The sequence below is a fragment of the Ruegeria sp. C6 genome, assembly GCF_056537625.1.
Genome location: NZ_JBQFRW010000002.1, coordinates 698,728 through 722,473, shown reverse-complemented (window position 1 = coordinate 722,473; position 23,746 = coordinate 698,728). Strand labels below are relative to the sequence as shown.

Below are 23,746 nucleotides of genomic sequence, written 5' to 3'. Positions count from 1 at the left end.
AAACGGAGGATGCCCCATGGTTCGGGCCCTGGCATTGTCGGCTGCCCTGATCGCCGCCACCCCCTTGTTCGCGAAAGAGGGGCAAGAGGCTGTCACCACATTTACCCTGGAAAACGGCATGGACGTCGTAGTGGTCGAGGATCATCGCGCTCCTGTTGTGCAGCATATGGTCTGGTACCGGGCCGGATCCGCCGATGAACCGATCGGATCCTCTGGCGTTGCACATTTCCTGGAACATCTGCTGTTCAAAGCCACCGACACAATGGAAGCGGGCGAGTTGTCAGCCACTGTCGCGGCCAATGGCGGCAATGACAACGCTTTCACTTCTTACGACTACACCGCCTATTTTCAGCGTGTCGCCGCTGACCGGTTGGAACTGATGATGCGGATGGAGGCAGATCGCATGCGCAACATCCGCCTGACTGAGAATGATATCACCACCGAACGCGATGTGGTTCTGGAAGAGCGTAATCAGCGGACCGAAAACAATCCACGCGCTCTGTTCGGAGAACAGATGAATGCAGCGCAATATTTGAACCACCGTTACGGAGCGCCGATTATCGGCTGGCGCCACGAGATGGAGGCGTTGGATATGGACGACGCCCTGTCCTTCTACCAGACCCATTATGCACCCAATAACGCCATATTGGTCGTCACCGGAGATGTTGACCCGGACGAAGTCAAGGCGTTGGCCGATCAGTACTACGGTGTTATCCCAGCCAACCCTGATTTGCCCGAGCGGGTACGCTCGCAAGAACCACCCCAGACTGCCGAACGTCGCCTGACCTTCAAGGATGCGCGTGTCGCACAACCCTACGTGCAGCGCAGCTATCTGGCCCCTGAACGGGACGCCGGTGAGCAGGAGAAGGCCGCTGCCCTGTTCCTTTTGGCGGAATTGCTGGGAGGAAGCACAACCTCATATCTGAATGAAAAGCTGCAATTTGAGCAGCAGAAGGTGGTCTATACCGGTGCGTTCTACAAGGGGGTCTCATTGGATGACACGACCTTTGATCTGATCGTTGTGCCGGCTGAGGGCGTTTCGCTTCAGGATGCGGAGGATGCCATGGATCAGGCCGTTGCGGATTTCATCGCGGAAGGTGTCAAGGATGAAGACCTGGAGCGCATTAAGATGCAGCTCCGCGCCGCGCAGACCTATGCGCGCGATAACGTGGACGGTATTGGAAACCGCTATGGTCGTGCGTTGACCAGCGGGTTGACGGTCGAGGATGTGCAGGCTTGGCCCGACATCCTGCAGGCTGTGACGGGTGACGAGATCATCGCGGCTGCCCGTGAAGTGCTGCAACCTGAAACCTCGGTCACTGGCTGGCTGATGCGTGACGATGAGGTGACACAATGAAACGGTTTGCCGCAACGCTAATTGCGCTGATCATTGCCCTTCCCGCCTGGGCCGAGATTAAGATCAAAGAGGTAACCTCGCCCGGTGGTATTACGGCTTGGCTGGTCCAAGATCATTCGATCCCCTTCACTGCGCTGGAACTGCGGTTTCGTGGAGGAACGTCGCTGGATGATCCCGATAAACGCGGCGCGGTCTATCTGATGAGCGGCCTGATTGAGGAAGGCGCCGGCGACATGGATGCCCGCACCTATGCACGCGAACTTGAATCTCTGGCTGCGTCCTTCAGCTACAGGGCAACAGATGATACGGTCTCCATTTCGGCGCGGTTCCTGACTGAGAACCGGGATGAAGTGATTGATTTGCTGCAGACCACAATTCATGAACCGCGTTTCGATGAGGATGCGATCGATCGGGTGCGCGCTCAGGTGATTTCGGGTCTGAAGTCCGACCAGACTGATCCAAGCGATATTGCCGGACGCAGCTTTGCTGAAATGGCATATGGGGATCATCCTTATGCGTCGGACGGTAAAGGTACGATTGAAAGCGTTTCAAGCCTGACCCGCGACGACATCGTCGCTGCCTACGACAATGTCTTTGCCAAGGACAGACTGTACGTCGGGGCTGTTGGCGACATCACGGCAGAAGAGCTGGGGGTACTGTTGGACGAATTGCTGTTGGATCTGCCAGCAACCGGAAAACCCATTCCAGACAAGGCGAAGGTCACCATTGACGGCGGTGTCAGCGTAGTGGACTTCAACACTCCGCAATCCGTCGCCCTGTTCGGGCAAAGTGGCATTGATCGCGATGATCCCGATTTCTTTGCGGCCTATATCCTGAATCATATTCTGGGCGGCGGCGGATTCGAAAGTCGCCTGATGCAGGAAGTGCGTGAGAAACGTGGCCTGACCTACGGCGTGGCGACCTATCTGGTGCCCAAGGATCTGGCGTCGGTGTATCTGGGCTCGGTCTCATCTGCCAATGATCGTATCGCCGAAGCGGTCGAGGTGATCCGACAGGAATGGGCGCGCGCGGCTGCGGAAGGTGTGACGCAGAAAGAATTGGATGACGCCAAGACCTATTTGACCGGGGCCTATCCGCTGCGTTTTGACGGCAATGGCCAGATTGCCGGAATCATGGTCGGGATGCAGATGGAAGATTTGCCTATCGACTACATTGCGACTCGCAACGACAAGGTGAATGCAGTGACCTTGGAGGATGTGAACCGGGTGGCGTCTGAACTGCTGGACCCCGAGGGTCTGCATTTCACCATCGTCGGCAAACCGGAAGGGGTGGACGGCTGACGTCGTCCATCTACCCGCTGCCGAACAGAATTATTCGTTGTTATTGAATAATTTTTCTTGGAATTGACGGCAGTGGGTGATGCGAACCACTGGCGAAAACAATGAGTTTGTGACCTCTTGCAAGGCGCAGCGCCAGACAGAGGATCGGCAATTCTCCGCCTTAAGTAATCGTTAACTCGCCTTGGCCATACTTTGGCCAGAAATGTCGAGAATTCTATGTTAGTCGGGAACGGAGATGGGGTTCAGAAGATCAACATCTCCTGAGACGAGGCTTGGGACGGATAGCGGCACCATGATAGTTGCGATAATGGGATTGGGAATACTTGCAGGGTTGTTAACCTTTGCTGCCGCTTTGATTGTCGGTCAATCTCTGCTCAGCGCTTTCGCACTTTACGTGGTGGCCGGTACGCTGACATCGCTTTTGGTAGCAGCGGGTATCTATTTCAGAAGCTCTTGAATTTGGTGGGTTGGAAATAAAGCCCAGCGACTAAAAGTTTGCCACCAATCGGATTCCTGTGTTCTAACCTAAGCTTGGCCCTTTTTCGCTGCGCGCAGCATCTGACCCATCATCTGGCCAAACTTGCCCGAGCCGCGCTGATACAAAGCCCCGTCAACGGCCATGACTGTTCCGCTGATATAGCTCGCCATATCAGAGCTAAGGAATAGGCAGGCATTTGCCACATCCTGGGGCTGACCCCAGCGACCCAGCGGGACGTCCCGACGCAGCTCTTCATGGGCGTTTTCGGTAGGGGCCAGCCGTTTTGCGCCTTCGGTTCCTTCGATAAAACCCGGAACGACCGAATTCACGCGAATCCCTTCGACGCCCCATTCCATTGAAAGGGTTCGGGTGATCTGATCAACGCCCGCCTTGGCGGCGCAAACATGGGCCTGCCCTTCGTAAGGCAGATAGGATTGCGGGGCCGAAATGTTGATAATGCTGGCACCGGGACGTTTGAGATAGGGGTAGGCCCCTTTCATGACGTGGATCGTGCCCATCAGATCGATATCTATGACCGCCTTGAATGCATTGACCGACATTTCAGATGCCAGCGCTGGGAAGTTGCCGGCAGCACCAGAAATCAGGACATCGAAATCTCCAAAAGCGTCGTGGAATTGCTTAAGGCCTTCGGCTACGGCCTCTGGATTGCGAACGTCGAACGCCGCGCCGATGGCGTCGGATGCGCCTGCTGCTTTCAACGCAGCCACGGTATCATCGACCTTTTCCTGCGACCGGCTGGCGACAGCCAGATTAGCACCCGAGGCCGCAAAGGCCTCGGCAATGCCGCGATTGATACCGCTGGTGCCACCAATGACGATGACGGTCTTACCTGAAAAATCCATTTAGGCCTCCGGTGGTACGGGGGCCTTACTCTCCGTAGGGCACCCAGATGTTTTTCACTTCGGTCGCAGCCTGCAGGAAGCGGCGCGAATGGTCCACGCTCCAGTCAAATGCCGTCGCGTTATTGACCCAAGTCCGCTTCAGATTTCCGGCTGAGACGACCTCGATCTCTTTAGACAGATCGGTGGACGAGAACGACCAGACCGCATCCACGTTCAGATGCGAGGCCAGCGGCTTTGCCAGCTCTGCGTGGCTGCCGGTCAGGATGTTGACCACACCGGCGGGCACGTCCGAGGTTTCTAGGATCTGGTAAAAATCCGTTGCTGCCAGCGGGTAGGGTTCACTTGCCGCCAGAACCACCCGGTTGCCCATCGCAATCGCTGGCGCCATGGCCGAAACTAGACCCAACAGGGGTGTTTCGTCCGCACACAGGGCGCCGATCACGCCAACCGGCTCTTTCATGGCAATGGCGACGCCCCGGATCGGAACACCATGTACTTGACCATCATACTTGTCCGCCCAGGCGGCGGCGGTGAACAGTCGCTGGATCGAGGCCTCAACCTCTTTCGCGCCGTCTTTCTTACCGGTCATCGCATCAATACGAGCAGCGAACTCGCCCGCACGTGCCGAGAGGTTTTCACCGATGTAATACAGAATCTGAGCCCGCAGATGGCCGGTGGTCTTGGACCAGCCTTTTGCACCCGCTGCAGCCTCAACCGCGTTGCGCACGTCCTTACGGTTGGCCAGACCCACATGGCCAAGTAAGCCGGATTTGCCCCAGACGGGTTTCGAATAGCCGCCATCGGGCCGCGCCTGCTTACCGCCGACATACATCTTGGCGGTGCGGTCAATAGGATCGACTGGAGCGCCTTCGCCCATTTCCGCCTCAATCTTCGTCAGCGGTTTGGCCTTGGCTTTGGGCTTGGTATAGGCCGTCAGCCCTTCCCAACCGCCTTCACGGCCAAAGCCGCTTTCGCGTACACCGCCGAACCCGGCAGCAGCGTCGAACAGGTTAGTTGCGTTCACCCAGACCACGCCCGCAACCAGCTTGGGCGCGATATCCAGCGCGAGGTTCACGTTCTCGGTCCACACAGTCGCGGCCAGCCCGTAGCGGGTGTTGTTGGCCAACTCGACCGCTTCTTCCGGGGTGCGGAAGGTCGAAGAAACCAGAACCGGGCCAAAGATTTCTTCCTGCATCAGCGGATCGGAGGTTTCGAGTCCTGAAATCAAAGTTGGTGGATAGTAGCAGCCATTCGAGGGCAGCTCACAGGCCGCCTGATGAACATGTCCAACCGTGTTGCTTTCGACCATGCCCTTGATGGTCTGTAACTGCACGGGGTCCACAACCGCACCCACGTCGATGCACTTGTCCAGCGGATCGCCGATGCGCAGCTTGTCCATACGGGCACGCAATTTGTCGTGGAAGCGATCAGCGATACCCTCCTGCACCAGAAGGCGCGAGCCCGCACAGCAGACCTGGCCCTGGTTGAACCAGATCGCGTCGACCAAGCCTTCGATCGCTGAATCAATATCGGCGTCGTCAAAGACGATGTAGGCGGACTTGCCGCCCAGTTCCAACGTCAGTTCCTTGCCAGAGCCAGCGGTCGCTTCACGGATGCGACGGCCCACGACGGTCGAGCCGGTAAAGGCGATTTTGTCGACGTCCGAAGACACGATCATCTCACCAACGGCACCATCACCTGTTACGATGTTGACCACACCTTTCGGCAGACCCGCCTGCGAGCAGATGTCGGCAAACAGCAGCGCGGTCAGCGAGGTGTACTCGGCGGGCTTCAGAACTACCGTGTTGCCCATTGCGATTGCAGGCGCGATCTTCCACGCCAGCATCAGCAGCGGGAAGTTCCACGGGATGATTTGGCCGCACACACCCAGTGCCTCGGCATCGGGCAATTCGCTTTCCATCAACTGCGCCATGCCCGCGTGATAGTAGAAATGCCGCTGTGCCAGAGGGATGTCGACGTCGCGGGATTCTCGGATCGGCTTACCGTTGTCGAGGCTTTCGAGCACAGCAAACAAACGCGAGTGCTTCTGCAGCAGGCGCGCAATCGCGTAGAGGTAGCGCGCACGACCGGCTCCGCCCAGCTTCTCCCATTTCGGCTGCGCCTTGCGCGCCGCAGAAACGGCGGCGTCCACGTCAGCCTGTTTGGCTTGTGTCAGCTTGGCCAGAACCTCTCCGGTTGCTGGGTTGCGGCTGTCGAATCCTTTGCCGGGTTTGGTAAACGCGCCATCGATGTAGTGGCCGAACTTGTCGCCCTGATCGACCAGCCAGGCCAGTGCCTCGGCTGCGCTTTCGGGGGCAGGGCCGTAGTCCATGGTCTCGAAAATCTCTTTGACTGTCATTTTACTTTCCTCAGCCCATGGAGTGACGGTAACCGGCGGAGTAAGCGCCGGTGACATAGTGTTCCAACTGCCGCTCGATATCGCCCAGCAGTGATGAGGCGCCAAAGCGGAACAGATCCGGCTCCAGCCAGCGGTCGCCCAGCTCGTCCTTGATCAGCGACAGATAGACCAGCGCATCCTTGGCTTTCGAAATCCCACCCGCAGGCTTGTAGCCTACGCGATAGCCGGTGCGGTCATAATAGTCGCGAATGGCTCGGATCATCACCAGCGACACAGGCAAGGTGGCGTTGACGCTTTCTTTGCCGGTCGAGGTCTTGATGAAGTCTGCCCCTGCCATCATGCACACCAGCGAGGCACGGGCGACGTTGCGCAGGCTGCCCAGCTCTCCGGTCGCCAAAATGGCTTTGACATGTGCATCGCCGCAGGCGACGCGGAAGGCCTTCATCTCATCATACAGGGCCTGCCAGTCGCCAGACAGCACATGACGGCGCGAGATGACGATGTCGATCTCCTCGGCTCCGGCCTTCACGCTTTCTTCGATCTCTGCCACACGCAGATGAAACGGAGAGAGCCCGGCCGGGAAGCCAGTGGATACCGCCGCAACCGGAATACCAGTGCCTTCCAATGCGTCCACAGCCGTTTCGATCATGTCATGGTAGACACACACCGCTCCGGTTGTGATCGGCGGCATGTCCAGCGCCTGCAGAACTGAAGACGCGACAGGCTGACGAGCCTTTGCGCACAGGCGACGAACCCGCCCAACCGTGTCATCGCCCGATAGCGTGGTCAGGTCGATCATTGTGATCGCTTTGAGCAGCCATGCGGCCTGGTATTCTTTTTTCACTGACCGCCGACCGGGCAGCGTCGCTGCGCGGCGCTCGATGGCCGAAGTGTTGGCCTGCACGGACCGCACCCAATCCAGATCCAGATCCATTCCTGGGTTCCGGGGCTCGGTCACTTGCGGCAGATGCGGGGTGCGCACGGTGCTTTCTGAGCTCTGCGTTTCCATTATTCCGTCCTTTTGGAGGTTCGCGTCAAAATCGCATGGGTCGCAGCGAAAGGGAAGGTGTGCCAGCGTCGTAAGGGGCAAATTTTTGACCAAATGGACAAATATAGTCGTTTTCTTGCGAGTAATTCGCATTTGCATTGACTTAGTTGCGAATGGTTCTCATATTTTGACTTAACAGGATAACCGTTCGGAGTCTGAAATGATTCGTCGATCGCTACTTACGGCATTGGCTCTCGTGCTTGTGTGGCCCGTTGCCGCAATCGCTCAAGCGCCGCTGAAAGTCGTCGCCACCACCGGCATGATTGCAGACGCTGCGCGCCAGGTCGGCGGTGAACAGGTCGACGTGAAGGGCTTGATGGGACCCGGTGTCGACCCTCACGCTTATCGCCAGACCCGCACCGATATTGTTGCGATGACCCGAGCTGATCTGGTGCTGTGGCACGGCCTCTATCTAGAGGCTCAGATGGAAGGTTTCTTTGACGATCTGGGCCGCAAGCGGACAGTGGTTGCCGTGGCGGATGGCATCGACACATCCAAACTGCGCGCCCATGACGACTACGCTGACAAATTTGACCCGCATGTCTGGATGAGCCCGGTTCTGTGGCGCGATGTCGTGATCGAAGTGCAGGAAGCTCTGACCGAAGCCCGACCCGAAGCGGCAGATGAGTTCGCAGCCAACGCACAAGCTTTTCTGGCCGAGATCGATCTGCTGGCCGCCTATGGCAAGCAGGTTTTGGCGGCCGTTCCCGAAAACAACCGCGTGCTGGTGACTGCGCATGATGCATTTGGCTATTTCGGTGATGAATATGGCTATGAGGTGCTGGGTATTCAGGGCATCTCGACCCAATCCGAGGCAGGGTTGAACCGGATCGGTGAGTTGGTCGAAACTCTGGTAGAGCGTCAGCTGAACGCCGTGTTTGTGGAGAGTTCCGTTTCAGATCGATCCATGCGTGCCTTGATCGAGGGTGCTTCGGCCGAAGGTCACAAAGTGGGCGTCGGCGGAGAGCTTTATTCCGACGCGATGGGCGAGCCGGGCACATATGAGGGTACTTATATCGGCATGCTTGATCACAACATTACCGTTATCGCCGGCGCGCTGGGCGCGGATGTTCCCGAACGTGGCATGAACGGCAAACTGTCGGCGGGGTTTTAAACCATGATTGAACTCGCAACAGTTCAGGGCGTTTCTGTCGACGGGCAGGACATCGATCTTTGCCCTCTCGCCATTCGTGGTCTGACCGTCTCGTACGGTCAGAAGCCAGCGGTTTTCTCGGTCGATATGACGGTGCAGCCCGGCGCCATGACGGCGATTATCGGGCCAAATGGGGCTGGCAAATCAACCTTGCTAAAGGCTGCTTTGGGGATCGTGTCTCCACTGTCGGGTCAGGTGACCGTGTTTGGTCAGCCGCTCGAGGACCAGCGGGCACGCATCGCCTATGTACCACAGCGCGCCAGCGTGGACTGGGATTTCCCGACGCGCGTGATTGATGTGGTGCTGATGGGCTTGTCGCGTCAATTGGGCCTGCTGGGTCGTGTTCGTGCCCGCCATACCGCCCGTGCCATGGACTGTCTGCACCGTGTCGGGATGCGGGAATTTGCCAACCGTCAGATCGGGCAGCTTTCTGGTGGTCAGCAACAGAGGGTCTTTCTTGCGCGCGCTTTGGCACAGGATGCCGACATGTATTTGTTGGACGAACCTTTTGCAGGCGTGGACGCCGCGACTGAAAAGGCGATCATCGCCGTGCTGAAATCGTTGAAAGAGGCTGGCAAGACCGTTGTTGTAGTGCATCACGATCTGGCCACGGTCACCGACTATTTCGACCATGTGTTCCTGATAAACACCCGCAAAGTGGCCGAAGGTCCGGTTGCACAGGCCTTTACCGCTGAAACGCTGCAAGCCGCTTATGGCGGACGTCTTGCAACGGCCCAGATCGATCAGATTTCGCGCGCGCTGGGGTAATCATGCTTTGGGAGGCTTTGACCTTACAGCTTGGCTATAACGCCACGCTGGTTGCTATTGGTGCGACGTTACTGGGCGTTTCGGCAGGTGTGACGGGCACGTTCTTATTCCTGCGTAAACGCGCGCTGGTTAGCGATGCCATCAGCCACGCGACCCTACCGGGCGTTTGCCTTGCCTTCATGGTGCTGGTGGCTTTCGGTGGTGATGGGCGTAATTTGATCGGACTGCTTGCAGGTTCGGCAATATCCGCATGGGTTGGTTTGCTCTGTATGAACTGGCTGACCAGTCGCACACGTTTGGCAGAAGATGCAGCGATCGGCGCAGTGTTATCGGTGTTCTTCGGTTTTGGTGTCGTACTGCTGACCGTTATTCAAACCATGGGGGTTGGACGCCAGGCAGGATTGGAAGGATTCTTGCTGGGTTCTACTGCTGGGATGCTGTGGGCTGATGCTCTGGTCATTGCGATCGGTGGCGCGGCAACGTTGGTACTGGTGATGATCATCCGCCGCCCGATGACGATGGTCGCCTTCGATCCTGAATATGCCGCTGCGCGCGGGTTGCCCGTGCATCGGATTGATCTGGCGATGATGGGGCTCGTGATGGCGGTGACCGTGGTCGGGCTAAAGATCGTTGGTCTAATCCTGATTGTTGCTCTGCTGATCATCCCGCCTGTGACAGCGCGGTTCTGGACGGAGCGATCCGACCGCGTGGTCGTTCTGGCCGGTTTGGCCGGAGGTCTTGCAGGGTTTCTGGGGGCAGGTATTTCGGCCTCGGCTCCGAACCTGCCGACCGGACCGATCATCGTTCTGGTCAGTTTTGGGTTCTTTGCCCTGTCGCTCCTGTTCGCGCCGGTTCGGGGCGTGTTGGCAGCTATTCTCAGCCACCTTCGGTTCCAGCGTCGAGTGCACATTCGGCAGGGACTGCTGGCACTGGCGCAGGGGCAGCAAATCTATGAACCCCTAACCATTCGCCTGTTACGCCGCACCGGCCTTGTGCGCGCCGATGGAGTTGCAACGGAACAAGGGAAGGCGCGTGCGGCCAAAGCCCTACGAGACGAAAAGCGGTGGGAGATCGTCCGCGCGGATCAGGCGCATGAGGCCACTGCGGCGCTGTACGATGGGCTGCGCGATATCGAGACCGTGCTGACTCGCGATCAGATCGCCGAGATCGATCGCCGTATCGGCGGCCCGCAGGAGGTCACGCCATGAGCGGAGAAGAGTTCGTACCCCTGTCGCTGACGCCTTTGTTGATTGGGACATTCGCGGCCATCGCATGCGCTCTGCCCGGCAACTTTCTGGTGCTGCGCAAGCAAGCGCTGATTGGCGACGCGATCAGCCATGTGGTGTTGCCCGGTATTGTCGTCGCGTTTCTGCTCACGGGCGCAATTTCAACTTGGCCGATGATGCTTGGCGCAGCAGGGGCTGCTGTGGTCGCCGTGGTTATGATCGAAGCGATCCGGCGATTGGGTCAGATCGAGCCGGGGGCAGCGATGGGTGTCGTATTCACGACCATGTTCGCCGGTGGTGTCCTACTGCTTGAGCAGACTGACACTTCGACCGTCCATTTGGACGTTGAACATGCGCTTTACGGCAATCTGGAAAGCTTGATCTGGCTGGATGCAACGGACTGGTCGTCGCTGCTGGATCTACAGGCATTGGCAGGGTTGCCACCTGAATTGCCGCGCATTGCGCTGACACTGACGGGGGTCTTGCTGTTCACGTGGTTGTTCTGGCGACCGCTCAAGATATCGACCTTCGATGAAGGCTTTGCGCGTACAATTGGTATCCGCACTGGCGCGTTAGGGATGGCGCTGGTGATCATAGCTGCGATTGCTGCTGTAGCGGCATTTGATGCAGTGGGGTCGATCATCGTGATTGCAATGTTCATCTGCCCGCCAGCTGCGGCACGGATGATGACCAACCGGTTGGAAGCCCAGATCCTCTGGAGTGTCCTGTTCGCAACCCTTGCCGCCGTGTCCGGTTATGTTTTAGCGGGCTATGGCCCATTGTGGTTGGGGGCTGCGGATGCTGTCAGCGCCGCTGGAATGATCGCCACGATATCAGGCCTGATTCTGGCGCTGACCGCTGCTTTTGGCCCATGCCGAACCCGCAGCGGAGCGCCCAGTCAGGCTTGACTTGGCGTATTCACGCCAACGCCCATCACGCAGTTTCGGCTGAACTTCGCCAAGTGGAAACAATCACGAATTCTTAACAAGATTTATTCCATTTTCGGTGATACCAAACTTTCAATTGGAAACCACAAGACCACCACTCACTCTGGTATATCCGGCCAGTTTTGACCTTAGTCGCTACCCCCTTAACGGCGCGGTCAAACTGGCCGGATACCTCGTTTAAAGCCCGCTCTTCACAATTCAAACCGGTGGTCGAATCGCGTGCACATATGCTAGGTCTAGCGGTATGGTGTATGCTAACCCCAATATCAGCGACGATCGGCCGGTCATTCGACAGCTTGACGACGCAGCGATCAACCGGATTGCAGCGGGTGAAGTCGTGGAACGGCCTGCTTCTGCCGTCAAGGAACTGGTCGAAAACGCCATCGATGCCGGGGCCACACGCATCGCTATTGAGGTCGCGGATGGCGGCAAGACCCTGATTCGTGTCACCGATGATGGGTGTGGGATCGCAGCGGGGGATTTGCCTCTGGCGCTGTCGCGCCATGCGACATCGAAGATCGACGGGTCAGATCTGTTGAATATCCACACCTTTGGATTTCGCGGTGAAGCACTGCCCTCGCTGGGGGCGGTCGGGCGTTTGACCATCACCAGCCGTGTCTCGGGTGCTGATGCGGCCTCGATCCAGGTGTCCGGTGGCAAAATGGATGCAGTGAAGCCAGCGGCCTTGCGCGCTGGGACTGTGGTTGAGTTGCGAGACCTTTTCTACGCCACCCCGGCACGGCTGAAATTCATGCGCACTGACCGGGCCGAGGCGCAGGCGATCTCGGACATTGTGAAACGTTTGGCGATGGCCGAGCCTTCGGTCGCGTTCACTCTGCGCGATGTCTCGGGTGAGGGAGAGGGGCGCGTGACCTTTCGTGCCGACCGCGAGAATGGCGATCTGTTTGATGCGCTGCATGCCCGATTGGCGCGCGTTCTTGGCCGTGAGTTCGCTGAGAATGCTTTGCAGATCGATGCCACACGCGAAGGGCTCAGGCTTTATGGCTATGCCGCGCTGCCGACCTATTCGCGCGGGGCTGCAGTGGCGCAGTATCTGTTCGTCAATGGGCGACCCGTGCGGGACAAGATGCTGACCGGTGCGCTGCGAGCGGCCTATTTCGATTTCCTCAGCCGCGACCGGCATCCGGCGGCGGCGCTGTTCATAGATTGCGATCCAACGCTGGTGGATGTGAATGTACATCCGGCAAAATCCGAGGTTCGGTTCCGCGACCCCGGCCTCGCGCGTGGCTTGATCGTGTCCAGCCTGCGTCACGCGTTGGCCGAGGCCGGGCACCGGGCATCTTCGACCGTGGCCAACGCAACCTTGGGTGCGATGCGGCCCGAGCCCGCACCCGCAACCCCGGCGCGGGTGTATCAAATGGATCGCCCGTCACCCGCGGCGCGTCAGGCGGCCTATCGGGCGCAATCTCCGGGTTTTGCGGAACTGTCTCAGGACTATAGTGGACGCATCGTGGAACCGGTGCCCGAAACTGCACCGGAGGATGAGCCGCAAGACCTGCCCTTGGGGGCGGCGCGCGGGCAGGTGCACGAGAATTACATCATCGCCCAAACGGCAGACGGCATGGTGATCGTGGATCAACACGCCGCACATGAACGGCTGGTTTACGAAAAGCTCAAGGCTCAGATGGCCGAAAATGGCGTTGCTGCACAAGCGTTGTTGATCCCTGAAATTGTCGAACTAACAGACGGCGACTGCGCGCGACTGATGGCCGTTGCAGAGGACCTGTCGCGCTTTGGATTGACCATCGAACCCTTTGGTGGCAGGGCAATCGCCGTGCGCGAAACTCCGGCCATTCTTGGCGAGGTCGATGCCCGCGCGATGATCCTCGATATCCTTGATGAGCTTGCTGATCAGGGCGAAAGCCAGACGGTGCAAGCGCGGATCGAGGCGATCCTGAGCCGCGTGGCCTGCCATGGTTCGGTTCGGTCTGGCCGTCGGATGCGGGCCGAAGAGATGAATGCCCTGCTGCGCGAGATGGAGGCGACGCCCCATTCCGGGCAGTGCAACCACGGGCGGCCAACTTATGTGGAACTGAAGCTGAGCGATATCGAACGCCTGTTCGGCCGCAGTTGATCCGCTGGCCCGCTCGGGCTATGAAGAATAAAACAAGAACATCTGAGGCGATATGATCGAGATTGCTGGCACTCAATATGCGTTGAATGACCCTATTATCCTGACAGTGGGCGGGGTGGTGGTGTTGATTCTGCTGCTTCTGTTTCTGTCACTTCGAGCGTCACAGCGTTCAGCTCGGATGGCGGAGCCGCTGGCCCGGCAGATGGCGCACCTTGGGCAGCATGTGCAGCAACTTGGCCAGGGGCAGGAACAACTGCGGGGTGGCCTACAGCATGTCTCGGACACGCAAGCCAACGCGCAGGTGCAGGTGATCCAGACCGTTGAATCCCGCCTGTCATCGGTGCAACAGCAGATGAATGACCGGCTGGCCGATAACGCGATGAAATCGGCGCGCGCTCTGGCTGAGATGCAGGAGCGGATGAAGGAATCGCTGCATGGTTCGTCGAAACAGACGGCGACCTCGCTGACGCAATTGCAGGAACGTCTGGCGGCCATCGACAAGGCGCAGGACAATATCACCAAGCTTTCAGGCGACGTGCTGTCATTGCAGGATATTCTGTCGAACAAGCAGACGCGCGGGGCATTCGGGGAAATCCAGCTGAACGATATCGTTTCGAAGGCGCTGCCATCAGATAGTTTTCAGCTGCAGGCCACGTTATCGAACGGACGGCGCGCTGATTGCCTGATCAACCTGCCGAACCCTCCCGGACCGATCGTGATCGACAGTAAGTTCCCGCTGGAAGCCTATGAGGCGCTGATCGGATCGACCAACGACATGGAGCTGAAAGCAGCGGTACAGATGTTCCGCAGTACCGTGCGCAAGCACATCAACGATATTGCCGAGAAGTACATTCTGGACGGTGAAACTGCAGATGGTGCGCTGATGTTTCTACCCTCTGAGGCAGTCTATGCCGAGCTGCACGCCAAGTTCCCTGAATTGGTGCAAGAGAGTTTCTCGAAACGCGTTTGGATCGTTTCACCCACAACTTGCATGGCGACGCTGAACACCATGCGGGCGATCCTTAAAGATGCGCGTATGCGCGAACAGGCCGGTGCGATCCGCAAGGAATTGGGGCTGCTGCATAAGGATGTGGAACGTTTAGGCGACCGGGTGTCGAACCTCGACCGTCATTTCGGGCAGGCTGCAAAGGATATCTCGGAAATCAAGATCAGCGCGGAAAAGGCGGGTCGCCGGGCGCAACGGTTGGACAATTTCGATTTCGAAGAGCTTGCGCCGGATGACCAAACAAACGTCGTGCCGCTGGGCAAAACCGAAGGGTAAGCGTTATTGGATCGACAGGTCCAAATTGTAACCAACCGTCTTGCCTGTGTCGCGATCGTTACCCATCAGATAAACACGTATGGTGTAGACGCCATCATCGGGAAGCTCGATCCGGGCGGTATTTCCATCGATTGAGCCGTTGTAAATTGCGACGCCGTCGCTATCCGGCGGCAAGATGTTGAAATAGATCACGCCGTTGCCATTGGTGTCACTGACCTTAAGGTCGGCGAACATCTCCTGCCCAGCCTTGGCTCCGAGTTTATAGTCGAAATATTCGTCGCCGGTGACAGTACCGTTCACCATCGTGCCGAAATTGCCCGGTTGGAATTTAACGTCTGCGGACATCTGTGCAGAAACGCTGGCTCCAAAAGTCAGCAAAAGCGCTGTGACTGCCATCCTTAAGAACATTTAAAACCCCGATTTAGTTAGCGTCGATAAACAACCCTACCACGACGGGTCAGATTCGAAGGAATGGCTGGAACAGGCGTGGCATCAGCTTGCTGAACTTCAGTGGAGCATCAGTGACGGCCAGGCAAATGCAATCTTCAGAGATATCTGCCGTGGGGGTATGATGGATAGACTGGTCAGCGATTTCGACATCGCCGCGGTCGAAGCGGTCGATCTCGTCAGAGAATGCACCCTGCAGGACCATCGTCAGTTCTATGCCTTTATGGCTGTGATCCGGCACCGCTGCCCCGGCGGGGATAAACAACAACCGGGCGGTGGCTTCGCTGGTCGTGGGCAGGATTGCCTGTTTGACACCCATGCCGACGGGCTTCCATTTGATCGCGTTCACGTCGCCGCCGACATAGTCCTGCAGCGGTGTCGGAAGAACTGCACAAGACGGGTACGCGGGTTTCACCTTTGGTGCGCCCTGAGCAATCAATGCCATTGTTGCCGCCAGTGAACCGTCACTCATGCTTGCTGACGCATCTTGTTCCTGCAAAACGCATCCGCCAACTGCGTCAAAGCTTTCAGCGCGGGCGCGGCAGTGGTCGCACAGAGACAGATGCGTTGCGACCATCAGGTCAAACGCTTCGGGCAGATTGCCTGCGGCATAGGCCATCAGCAGGTCGTCTGTCAGGTGATGTTTAATCTCGTTTTTCATGCTCGTCATCTCAGTTCATCGCGTGGCGCAAGCGGTCCAGCGCCAGCCGTATCCGTGATTTGATCGTTCCCAAGGGCAACCCGGTCTGAGATGCGATTTCTCGATGGCTCAGATCTCCAAAGTAGGCCTTCTCGATCAGCTGTCTTTGCGCCTCAGGTAATGCCGCCATGGCATCACGCAGCTGCGCGGTTTCCTGTTGCAGCGCTAGAACGTCTTCCTGTTCCGGCTCCGCCTCCGGCCCCCACCCGAGGTCTTCGGGTTCGGGGCGGCGTTGCTTGCGCAATACGTCAATGCGCTTGTTCCTTGCGATCGTGAACACCCAGGTCGCAACCGTTGCCCTTGTCGGGTCAAACAGATGCGCCTTGTGCCACAAGGTCGCCATGACCTCCTGCGCGCATTCTTCAGCCAGGGCGACATCCGAACCGGACTTGATCAGGAACGCCTTGATACGAGGCGCAAAATGCTGAAACAGTTCGGCGAAGGCCGCCTGATCCTGAGCGTCTCGGATTCGACGGACGTGTTCCACCCAATCCTTTCTGGCGCCACAAGTATTATTCTGTCCGTTCACCGAGTTGCCCTTAAAACGCTTAGGTCCGCGCCAAACAACTCTTCCAGCAGCTTCTGCCGCCGGTTCGTCCAATGTCGCGGTGTCAGTCTCGGTAAACATAACCACAATACGTGGGGACACCCAAGGTGGATCAGTCGGTTGGATAAATTTCATCCAAAACCGGCTGAATATCGTATCGTGAGATACCAGACATGCGGAAATGCATGTCAATTGAATGATTTGCGGGCAGGACGGAAAATCTGTTTCATGAACAGAATTGATTATATCGCGGGCCATACCTTTCACGGGCGCAAAGGTGCGGTCGAGAATGCGTTTCGCTATTCCGTCGATTACATCTTGCTAGACCCCGAGGCCCACCCCAAGACCCCATCCCTGTTTTCGATCAATGGCGCGAACCTGACAAGCTGGCGAGATTGCGATCATGGGGGTGAACCTGGTCAGGGTCGCGGGGCGATCTGGCTGCGTGAATGCTTTGAGGCGCAAGATATTCCACAACCGGACAGGATGACCTTGCTGACACAACCCCGTGTGTTAGGGCATGTGTTCAATCCGGTCAGTTTCTGGTTCTGTTTTGATAAAGATAACCAGCTTTATGCTGTGGTGGCCGAGGTGACCAACACTTATGGCACACGCCATAGCTATTTGTGCCACAAACCCGATCTTTCACCGATTGCACCTACCGATCGGATACTTGCGGACAAGCTGATGCATGTCTCTCCGTTTCAGAAGATCGAGGGCACCTATACCTTCCGCTTTGACTATCAGGACGAACGTGTTGGTGTCTGGATAGATTATGGGCGTGCCCGAGGCGGTTTGATTGCCACGCTGACCGGTCCGCGCCAGCCGTACAGCAACCGGATCATTCTAAAGTCTCTCTGGCGGCGTCCGTTCGGCGCGCGCCGGGCAGTGTTTCTGATCCACTGGCAGGCTGTGAAGCTGTGGTTCAAACGGGCGCGGTTCAGCCCGTTTCGTACCGCGCCGGTTCCCGATCAGCCTGTATCCCGGTCGCGGCACTAAAGCCCTCCGCTTTGCGCAAGATCAAAGACGGTCACCTGTGGGATCGTGCAGAAATGCCTGGACCGCGAACACGAGGAGTTGAGACAGATGTTGGAAATCTCGGCAAGAAAGATCGCCCAGGTCGCCATGATGGGGCGTGAACTGGACCGGGCCGAGGGCGAATTGCGCGCATTCATCGACCGTATGGGTGAGGATGAGCAAGCAGAACTGGTGGCCGTCATGTGGATCGGTCGAGAAAGCTTTTTTGCCGAGGATTTGGCCGAAGCGATTGCGACGGCTAAGTCCGAAGCCTCGACGCCTTGCGCGGATTATCTGATCGGAACACCGCATTTGTCGGACCATCTGGAAAACGGTTTGGACGCGCTGGGTATTTCAGCCGAGGACGTTGAAAACGATCTGATGTAGTCGGTGATCTGGCGACGGGTCAGCTTATCCTAGCGTATGAAGCAAAATTAATGCGGCCTTCCGTCGGGGTTAATGTCGAGTTCTTTGATCAGGTTCATCAAACACAGCGATGAATCTAGGAGGAACCGTCATGGCACATGTCAATGCAACCGGAGCAGATCATCGGGATCTGCTTTTTGGCCAACTTGTGAACCAAACAGTGCCAAAGTCAGGATGGCAGCGCCGCAAGGTCTACAAGAACACGATCCGGGCGCTTGAAGGACTCAGCGATCGTCAGCTTTTTGATATCGGCATTCCGCGTGGTGAGATCAGGCGGCGCGTATATCGAAACGTCTATCAGAACATACCCTATCTGAACGGCGTTTAAGCCTTTCCGGCGCTGTACGGAAAGCGGTCCATTGTAAATTTTGCTGAGGTAACAAGTATGCTGGATGCCAACCCAATCCCGAAACAAACCCCTTCAAAAAGCGCATTGATGCTGTTTGACCGGGCGATGAGAATACACGCGATCAGGGCGGATATCGTTTGTGCCGCCCAGGAACTGAACCGGCTTTCTGATTCCGATCTGTCAGAACTGGGCATCAATCGCTGCGATGTTGAAGCGGTGATTGCGCAATACATCTGACGATGGCGGGTTAAGCCGCATTAAGAACGCAGCCGCTCCGAAGATACCGGAGCGGCTGTTTGTGATTTAGGCCGTGTGGTCCACGATCTGCAGGTGCTGCGCCAGCTTGTCGATCTCGTGCATCCAGTCCTGCACCAGCTTCGGGTCGCTGGGTGCAGCGTGAACTCCTGCGGGAATAGCGCGGTTCAGCACGGCCTCGACGGCCAGTGAAACCGGGATCGAAACCAGCCGCGCCATCGCCGTCCCGCGCGCGTCGCCCCAGGCATCCATGACATAGGTTTTGTGCCAAACTTCGACGCCGTCCTTTTCCGCCTTCAGGCCCACACATAAAACCACGCGGTCAGGCTCGCCCTCGTCATAGGCGTTCTCGGCCCAGAACTGATCCGACATCTCTTTCAAGCGCGCATCGCCTTCGGGGCCGGACAGCGTTTCGATTTCGGTGAACACATCTGACCACGCCTCAGCCCAGCCGTTCAGGCGCAGGGTGCCACGGACAAATTGCTTGACCGGCCAGTGATCCTCGAACTGGTACTCGGCCTTGAAGGGGATCGAGTCGCGGTTCGGGTAGACTTCGAAGCTTTCCGGAGTGGGCAGCGGTGCGATGTAGCTGGTGATCGCGTCCCAAGGTCGGGCGACATCCAGCGGCGCGTAGTCCCGGATTGACTTGGAAGGAGAGCGCAGCGCCTTGAGCACACCCAGAGGCGACCAGCTGAATTTGTAGCGGAACGGGTTGGGATTCTTGGGAACGCCTCCGCAATAAGAGATAAAGCTCAGGTGGTTTTGCGGATCAAACGCGTCCGAGGCGCGGTACTCGGCAACCAGCGCATGCGCCATCAGATGGTCGATGCCCGGGTCCAACCCAACTTCGTTAACCAGTGCAACCCCGGCCTCGCGGGCCTTGCCGTCCAGCGCGCGCATCTCAGGTGCGATATATGAGGAAGAGACAAAGTTGGCTTCTTTCGAGATTGCCAATTCTGCCAAAGGTACATGCCAGTCACCAGGCAGCATCGATACGATGGCATCACCTTTTTCCAGCACCGCACCCAATGCGTCGATGTCGAAGGCGCGGATGTCGTCGGTGAGGTCACCGACCTCTGTCTTGGCCTTCTCAATGGTCCGGTTCCAGACAGTGACTTTGTGCCCGCCTTCAATAAGACGGCGCAGGCCGGGGATGGCCGACAGGCCGGTGCCGCACCAGTGAATCGTCATCGCTCAGATCCCTTCAATATGAGTTTTGTAAGTTGCTTCTGCCCGGCCCCAGACGCCGCTATCCAGATCGGTGAGGGTCAACAACGACGGAAGTAATTGCGCCGCGTAGTCCTCGGAACTTTCGACAGGCAGCATCGACGGCAGGTTGTCGATCGCCATAACATCCATCACCGGATCGGTGGCCACGCGCAAGGCGGGGGCATCCCATGTGGTCGCGCGGTCATAGACCGGCACCGGGTTGTAATCGCTATCCGGGTCGCAGGCCACATCGCCGATAGCTGTAAGGTTCCGCGAGGTGGTCAGCGCTGACCGTGGGACAAAGACCGGTGTGCCGGGACGAGCGAAGATACAGTTCAGGAACAGGTCGTGGTCGAGGATTTCTGGGAATGGTCCGCCGCGGGCGGTTTCGGCCATGTCCCACTTGGTAACGCTGACGCCCATTGCCTCGCAGAGATCAGCCGCGCCTGTGCCAACACGGCCCAACGCACCGATGACGATGGCGCGGGGACGGTCGGCGCCGGTGGAGTCCAGCTCGGCCAGCAATTCGGCGTTCAACGTGTCTTTGTTCTTATAAACACCAACCGGCGGGCATTCTTCATTTCGTTGCTGGGCCGCCCATGTCTTGAGCGTCACGGCAGCCCCCGCGTACCCAGCCCAATAGCCGAAAGCGGCAACCCGGCGGCCGTTTTCGTCGACCAGATACTCCAGATCATAAAGTGTGCCGCCGCCAGCCTTGAACCGCTGCAAAAGCGCGCGTCCTGCATGTTGCCCCTTATAGGCATGGCCGAACATGATATGGCGGTGGGGCAGGGGCGTGCCGTCCTCGGGCAGCTCCTTGAGGCCAAAGATGATCGCGTCCAGCGGGGCATTGGGCCAGGAATTCTCAGCCGCGATTTCACAGCCCGCGTCCTTGTAGCCATCAATTGCGATGGCGCGGACGGAACTTTCCTCGACCGTCACGCGGATGCCTGCCGCGATCAACGCGGCAGTGCCTTCGGGGGTCAGCCCGACCCGTTCCTCGTTCGGGCGCTGTTCTGCCCGGACCCAGAGATGTGTCATTCCAATTCCTTTTGTCAGAGCATACCGGCAGCGCGTACCGCCTGTACCGAGGGACGCGCCTCCATCGCTTCGCGGAAGGCGATGATCTTTGGAAAGGCCGAGACGTCAACGCCGTCGCCCTCCAGCCAGCTGCAAACCACGTACAGGTACGCGTCGGCCAGCGAGAACGCCTCGCCCAAAACAAACGGCCCACGCAACCCGTTCGAGGAGATATATGCGCAGGACTCAGTCATGTTTTGCGCGACTTTGTCCTTCATGTCTTTCCAGCTGGATTTCTTGTCTGCCCAACGGGGCCCGCGCATCTTGTGGGCATGGTTCACATGCATGGTCGAGGCGAGATAAAACATCACCTCTCGCATCCGCGCCGCCATAACCGGATCTGATGGCACCAATCCCGCCTCGGGCGCTTTAGCGGCAATGTATTCCAGCAACGCTCCGGTTTCGGTCAGAATGCCGCCATCCACAACCAGTGCCGGGACCCGACCTTTTGGATTGATCTGCTTATAGGCGGGTTTGGTTTGCTCACCTCCGGCAAAGTCCAGTTGGATGGCCTCATACTCAAGCCCGGCCTCTTCCAGCGCAATTGCCACGGCGACCGAGATTGTGCGGGGGGCATAATAAAGTTGCATTGTAGCCTCCTTACAGATGGGTCTGCGCGAACTGACGGTCTGGCGCTTCCAGATGGGGCACTGCGTTGAACAGAACCGGACTCAGCTGCGCGCCAATCGGGTGCAGACGATGCATCGACGTGTTCATGATGGCAAGCGCCACCCGCGCCATCGATGGGATATCCAAGCCCATCGCCTGCCGCACCACCATCGAGATCAGCCCGCCCGAGGTCACGACTATTGCCGGACCGCCTTCGGTACCTATCTCTCGCAGAGCGTCGCGAACGCGAGTCTCGAACTCTTCAAAGGATTCCGGCGTATCTTCGATCTCGCCCCGGGACCAGGCGGCAAAGGTGCGGGGCAAGTGCTCGACAAAGCCTTCGCGGTCGGTTGGTATTTCAACCCCGTGCTGCTGTTGGAATAACTGGGCGAGGGTGAAATACTCGATCTCATTCAGCCGCGCATCCCGAGTTGGCTGCGGCAGCCCCATGCTAGCCGCAGTTTCCACGTGCCGGTTGAGTGTGCCGCAATAAACCCGAGGGTAATGCAGGCGGGTATCGCGCAAATGCGCGCCCAGCCAACGGGCCTGTTGGTGACCCAGTTCGCTCAGCCGGTCATAGCTCAGCTCATCCCGTGCGGTTGTGTTGGCCTGCCCGTGGCGCACTAATGTGATATGTGACATGATGATCCCTCTTGCGTTGACGTCTTAGGGCAGGTTCGGGGCCGGGACCAGAGGGCTTTCACGCGGGCCCGAAAAAACTCCTATATCAGGCGAAGTTTACCGCTATGGTCACCCCGACAAGGAGGATCCATGGCTGTCGATCACACACGGTTTCTGACCGATCTACACACGCTGCGTTCATTCGGGGCTTCGGGCGTCGGCAAGGGCGTCGTCCGCCCCGCCTATTCCAAAGCTGATATCGCCGCGCGCCAGTGGCTCGCCGGGCGCATGACCGAGGCTGGCCTGACTCCGCATGTCGACCCGGTTGGAAACCTGTTCGGGTTGGCTGATGGACCCTCGCTGCTGATGGGCTCGCATTCCGACAGCCAGCCCGAGGGCGGTTGGCTGGACGGAGCCCTGGGCGTCATTGCGGCACTGGAAATCGGGCGTTCCAGTGACCGACCCATCTCGGTCGTCAGTTTTCAGGACGAAGAGGGGCGGTTCGGCGTCACCACCGGATCGGCGGTCTGGTCAGGTGGATTATCTTTGGAACAGGCGGACGTGCTGATTGATGGCTCAGGCGTCACCTTTGGCAGCGCGCGGGCTGAAATGGCAAAGAAGTCGCAAGGCTTTGTTGATCCTGCTCGGTTCAGCGGTTTCATCGAAATGCACATCGAACAGGGCCCAGCACTGGATGCAGCCGGTGAACAGATCGGCGTTGTCACCGATATCGTCGGCATCCGCGATATGGTCATCACCTTCCAAGGCCAGCAAAACCATGCTGGAACCACGCCAATGCATTTGCGACGTGACGCGTTTCAGGCCCTGTCGCTGTTCAACACGCGCCTCAATGACCGGTTCCGTAATGTGGTTACGCCGCAAACCGTCTGGACCATCGGGCGTGTTGATGTTCACCCCAATGCGTCCTCTATCGTGCCGGGACGGGTGCGGTTTTCGATGCAATGGCGCGACGGCGATCCTGAGCGTCTGGTGCGTATGGAAGACATCATTCGCGCGACCGCACAGCAGATTGCCGAAGAGCAGGGCGTAACACTAACCTACGGCCCGATGCTGGGGTTAGAGCCCGTCAGCATGGACCCGGTTTTGCGCGGTGCGCTGGAAAGCGGCGCGCAGGCCATTGCGCCTGGGCGTTGGCGCAATATGCCATCCGGAGCGCTCCACGATGCCACCAATGTCTCGCGCCTGATGCCGGTTGCGATGCTCTTTGTCCCGTCGATTGACGGAATCAGCCACGATTTTGCCGAAGACACAGCCGAAGAGGATTTGGTTGCAGGTCTCAGGGTGCTTGATCGCGCAGTCCATTCCCTTGAGGAATGAAGGTAAGTTGAAGACCATTTCACGATTTTCCACGCTAAACCAAGTTACTATCAGGGATGTCCACCAGCTATGGGTGGGTGCTCGGCACAGTTTTACTGACTCCGAACAAGGAGTGTTGCCTAACGGAAAAAAGTTTCCTATAGGAACATTATTGATGCATGCACCCGTATACTGTTCTGCCGTGATCGAGCCGATCTGCTGAAATCCTGGGCTGAATCGTTGCAATCTGTGCAGCTTGGGTCAGACTGACAGGAACGTTTCTGGGTAACTG

The 23,746-nt window shown here is 58.0% G+C and carries 24 protein-coding genes; 14 read left to right on the top strand and 10 right to left on the bottom strand.

Annotated features, from left to right (window positions below; translation table 11 throughout):
* Positions 1 to 16 precede the first annotated feature (16 nt).
* The 3 genes from ACR0MJ_RS10790 (at position 17) to ACR0MJ_RS10780 (ending at position 3,115) form a co-directional block, all read left to right on the top strand.
* Entirely contained in the window at positions 17 to 1,357 is a 1,341-nt protein-coding gene (locus tag ACR0MJ_RS10790) for a M16 family metallopeptidase (RefSeq protein WP_480760938.1), read from the top strand.
* On the top strand, positions 1,354 to 2,658 hold the full coding sequence (locus ACR0MJ_RS10785; protein ID WP_170613311.1) for a M16 family metallopeptidase: 1,305 nt from the start codon (positions 1,354 to 1,356) through the stop codon (positions 2,656 to 2,658). Before ACR0MJ_RS10790 ends, ACR0MJ_RS10785 begins: the two co-directional genes overlap by 4 nt.
* Positions 2,659 to 2,950: 292 nt before the next feature.
* Complete coding sequence (locus tag ACR0MJ_RS10780) at positions 2,951 to 3,115, top strand: hypothetical protein (RefSeq protein ID WP_170394635.1); 165 nt, start codon at positions 2,951 to 2,953, stop codon at positions 3,113 to 3,115.
* A gap of 68 nt (positions 3,116 to 3,183) precedes the next feature.
* Here the strand turns inward: ACR0MJ_RS10780 and ACR0MJ_RS10775 are convergent, their stop codons facing one another.
* From ACR0MJ_RS10775 to deoC, 3 genes are read right to left on the bottom strand one after another with little or no spacing between them, the layout of a single operon-like run.
* Positions 3,184 to 3,999, bottom strand: coding sequence for an SDR family oxidoreductase (locus tag ACR0MJ_RS10775; RefSeq protein ID WP_170737228.1), 816 nt, complete (start codon positions 3,997 to 3,999; stop codon positions 3,184 to 3,186).
* A gap of 25 nt (positions 4,000 to 4,024) precedes the next feature.
* Positions 4,025 to 6,358, bottom strand: a complete 2,334-nt coding sequence (locus ACR0MJ_RS10770; protein WP_480760937.1) for an aldehyde dehydrogenase family protein — start codon at positions 6,356 to 6,358, stop codon at positions 4,025 to 4,027.
* Between the two features lie 10 nt (positions 6,359 to 6,368).
* Positions 6,369 to 7,367 carry a deoxyribose-phosphate aldolase gene (deoC, locus tag ACR0MJ_RS10765; RefSeq protein WP_480760936.1) on the bottom strand — a complete coding sequence of 333 codons (999 nt, stop codon included), beginning with the start codon at positions 7,365 to 7,367 and terminating at the stop codon, positions 6,369 to 6,371.
* A gap of 199 nt (positions 7,368 to 7,566) precedes the next feature.
* On the opposite strand from deoC, the gene ACR0MJ_RS10760 reads away from it, so the two are divergent.
* The 6 genes from ACR0MJ_RS10760 (at position 7,567) to ACR0MJ_RS10735 (ending at position 14,877) form a co-directional block, all read left to right on the top strand.
* Positions 7,567 to 8,520 carry a metal ABC transporter solute-binding protein, Zn/Mn family gene (locus ACR0MJ_RS10760; protein WP_170408483.1) on the top strand — a complete coding sequence of 318 codons (954 nt, stop codon included), beginning with the start codon at positions 7,567 to 7,569 and terminating at the stop codon, positions 8,518 to 8,520.
* Positions 8,521 to 8,523: 3 nt separating this feature from the next.
* On the top strand, positions 8,524 to 9,327 hold the full coding sequence (locus tag ACR0MJ_RS10755) for a metal ABC transporter ATP-binding protein (RefSeq protein ID WP_480735514.1): 804 nt from the start codon (positions 8,524 to 8,526) through the stop codon (positions 9,325 to 9,327).
* A 2-nt stretch (positions 9,328 to 9,329) separates the two neighbouring features.
* A complete protein-coding gene (locus ACR0MJ_RS10750) occupies positions 9,330 to 10,535 on the top strand; it encodes a metal ABC transporter permease (RefSeq protein WP_480760935.1) in 1,206 nt (401 codons plus the stop codon).
* Positions 10,532 to 11,461 (top strand): metal ABC transporter permease, encoded by a 930-nt coding sequence (locus ACR0MJ_RS10745; protein ID WP_480760934.1) that lies wholly within the window; start codon positions 10,532 to 10,534, stop codon positions 11,459 to 11,461. Before ACR0MJ_RS10750 ends, ACR0MJ_RS10745 begins: the two co-directional genes overlap by 4 nt.
* Positions 11,462 to 11,744: 283 nt before the next feature.
* Positions 11,745 to 13,595 carry a DNA mismatch repair endonuclease MutL gene (gene mutL, locus ACR0MJ_RS10740; protein ID WP_480760933.1) on the top strand — a complete coding sequence of 617 codons (1,851 nt, stop codon included), beginning with the start codon at positions 11,745 to 11,747 and terminating at the stop codon, positions 13,593 to 13,595.
* Between the two features lie 52 nt (positions 13,596 to 13,647).
* Entirely contained in the window at positions 13,648 to 14,877 is a 1,230-nt protein-coding gene (locus ACR0MJ_RS10735) for a DNA recombination protein RmuC (RefSeq protein ID WP_480760932.1), read from the top strand.
* A 3-nt stretch (positions 14,878 to 14,880) separates the two neighbouring features.
* Here the strand turns inward: ACR0MJ_RS10735 and ACR0MJ_RS10730 are convergent, their stop codons facing one another.
* From ACR0MJ_RS10730 to ACR0MJ_RS10720, 3 genes are read right to left on the bottom strand one after another with little or no spacing between them, the layout of a single operon-like run.
* A complete protein-coding gene (locus ACR0MJ_RS10730; protein ID WP_480760931.1) occupies positions 14,881 to 15,285 on the bottom strand; it encodes a hypothetical protein in 405 nt (134 codons plus the stop codon).
* Positions 15,286 to 15,334: 49 nt separating this feature from the next.
* Positions 15,335 to 15,985, bottom strand: coding sequence for a ChrR family anti-sigma-E factor (locus tag ACR0MJ_RS10725; protein WP_480760930.1), 651 nt, complete (start codon positions 15,983 to 15,985; stop codon positions 15,335 to 15,337).
* 10 nt (positions 15,986 to 15,995) lie between these two features.
* On the bottom strand, positions 15,996 to 16,652 hold the full coding sequence (locus ACR0MJ_RS10720; RefSeq protein WP_480761046.1) for a sigma-70 family RNA polymerase sigma factor: 657 nt from the start codon (positions 16,650 to 16,652) through the stop codon (positions 15,996 to 15,998).
* Between the two features lie 147 nt (positions 16,653 to 16,799).
* Between ACR0MJ_RS10720 and ACR0MJ_RS10715 the strand changes: the two genes are divergently transcribed.
* From ACR0MJ_RS10715 to ACR0MJ_RS10700, 4 genes are all read left to right on the top strand, one after another.
* Complete coding sequence (locus tag ACR0MJ_RS10715; RefSeq protein WP_170802569.1) at positions 16,800 to 17,570, top strand: DUF1365 domain-containing protein; 771 nt, start codon at positions 16,800 to 16,802, stop codon at positions 17,568 to 17,570.
* An 87-nt stretch (positions 17,571 to 17,657) separates the two neighbouring features.
* The gene (locus ACR0MJ_RS10710) at positions 17,658 to 17,975 is read left to right on the top strand and encodes a DUF3775 domain-containing protein (RefSeq protein ID WP_170408475.1); all 318 of its coding nucleotides are present in this window, start codon (positions 17,658 to 17,660) and stop codon (positions 17,973 to 17,975) included.
* Positions 17,976 to 18,105: 130 nt separating this feature from the next.
* Positions 18,106 to 18,342 carry a DUF1127 domain-containing protein gene (locus tag ACR0MJ_RS10705; RefSeq protein WP_170648748.1) on the top strand — a complete coding sequence of 79 codons (237 nt, stop codon included), beginning with the start codon at positions 18,106 to 18,108 and terminating at the stop codon, positions 18,340 to 18,342.
* Between the two features lie 57 nt (positions 18,343 to 18,399).
* Positions 18,400 to 18,600: a DUF1127 domain-containing protein gene (locus ACR0MJ_RS10700; protein ID WP_223117180.1), complete on the top strand. Its 201-nt coding sequence runs from the start codon at positions 18,400 to 18,402 to the stop codon at positions 18,598 to 18,600.
* A gap of 66 nt (positions 18,601 to 18,666) precedes the next feature.
* Here ACR0MJ_RS10700 and ACR0MJ_RS10695 read toward each other — a convergent pair whose 3' ends face one another.
* The 4 genes from ACR0MJ_RS10695 to ACR0MJ_RS10680 are packed head-to-tail and all read right to left on the bottom strand — an operon-like array spanning position 18,667 to position 22,158.
* Entirely contained in the window at positions 18,667 to 19,809 is a 1,143-nt protein-coding gene (locus ACR0MJ_RS10695) for a saccharopine dehydrogenase family protein (protein ID WP_480760929.1), read from the bottom strand.
* A 3-nt stretch (positions 19,810 to 19,812) separates the two neighbouring features.
* Positions 19,813 to 20,868: a saccharopine dehydrogenase gene (locus ACR0MJ_RS10690; protein WP_480760928.1), complete on the bottom strand. Its 1,056-nt coding sequence runs from the start codon at positions 20,866 to 20,868 to the stop codon at positions 19,813 to 19,815.
* A gap of 14 nt (positions 20,869 to 20,882) precedes the next feature.
* Positions 20,883 to 21,497, bottom strand: a complete 615-nt coding sequence (locus tag ACR0MJ_RS10685) for a glutathione S-transferase family protein (protein ID WP_170626796.1) — start codon at positions 21,495 to 21,497, stop codon at positions 20,883 to 20,885.
* A gap of 10 nt (positions 21,498 to 21,507) precedes the next feature.
* Positions 21,508 to 22,158: a histidine phosphatase family protein gene (locus ACR0MJ_RS10680; RefSeq protein WP_170513888.1), complete on the bottom strand. Its 651-nt coding sequence runs from the start codon at positions 22,156 to 22,158 to the stop codon at positions 21,508 to 21,510.
* 129 nt (positions 22,159 to 22,287) lie between these two features.
* On the opposite strand from ACR0MJ_RS10680, the gene ACR0MJ_RS10675 reads away from it, so the two are divergent.
* Positions 22,288 to 23,475: a Zn-dependent hydrolase gene (locus tag ACR0MJ_RS10675; RefSeq protein WP_480760927.1), complete on the top strand. Its 1,188-nt coding sequence runs from the start codon at positions 22,288 to 22,290 to the stop codon at positions 23,473 to 23,475.
* The last annotated feature ends 271 nt before the right edge of the window (positions 23,476 to 23,746 follow it).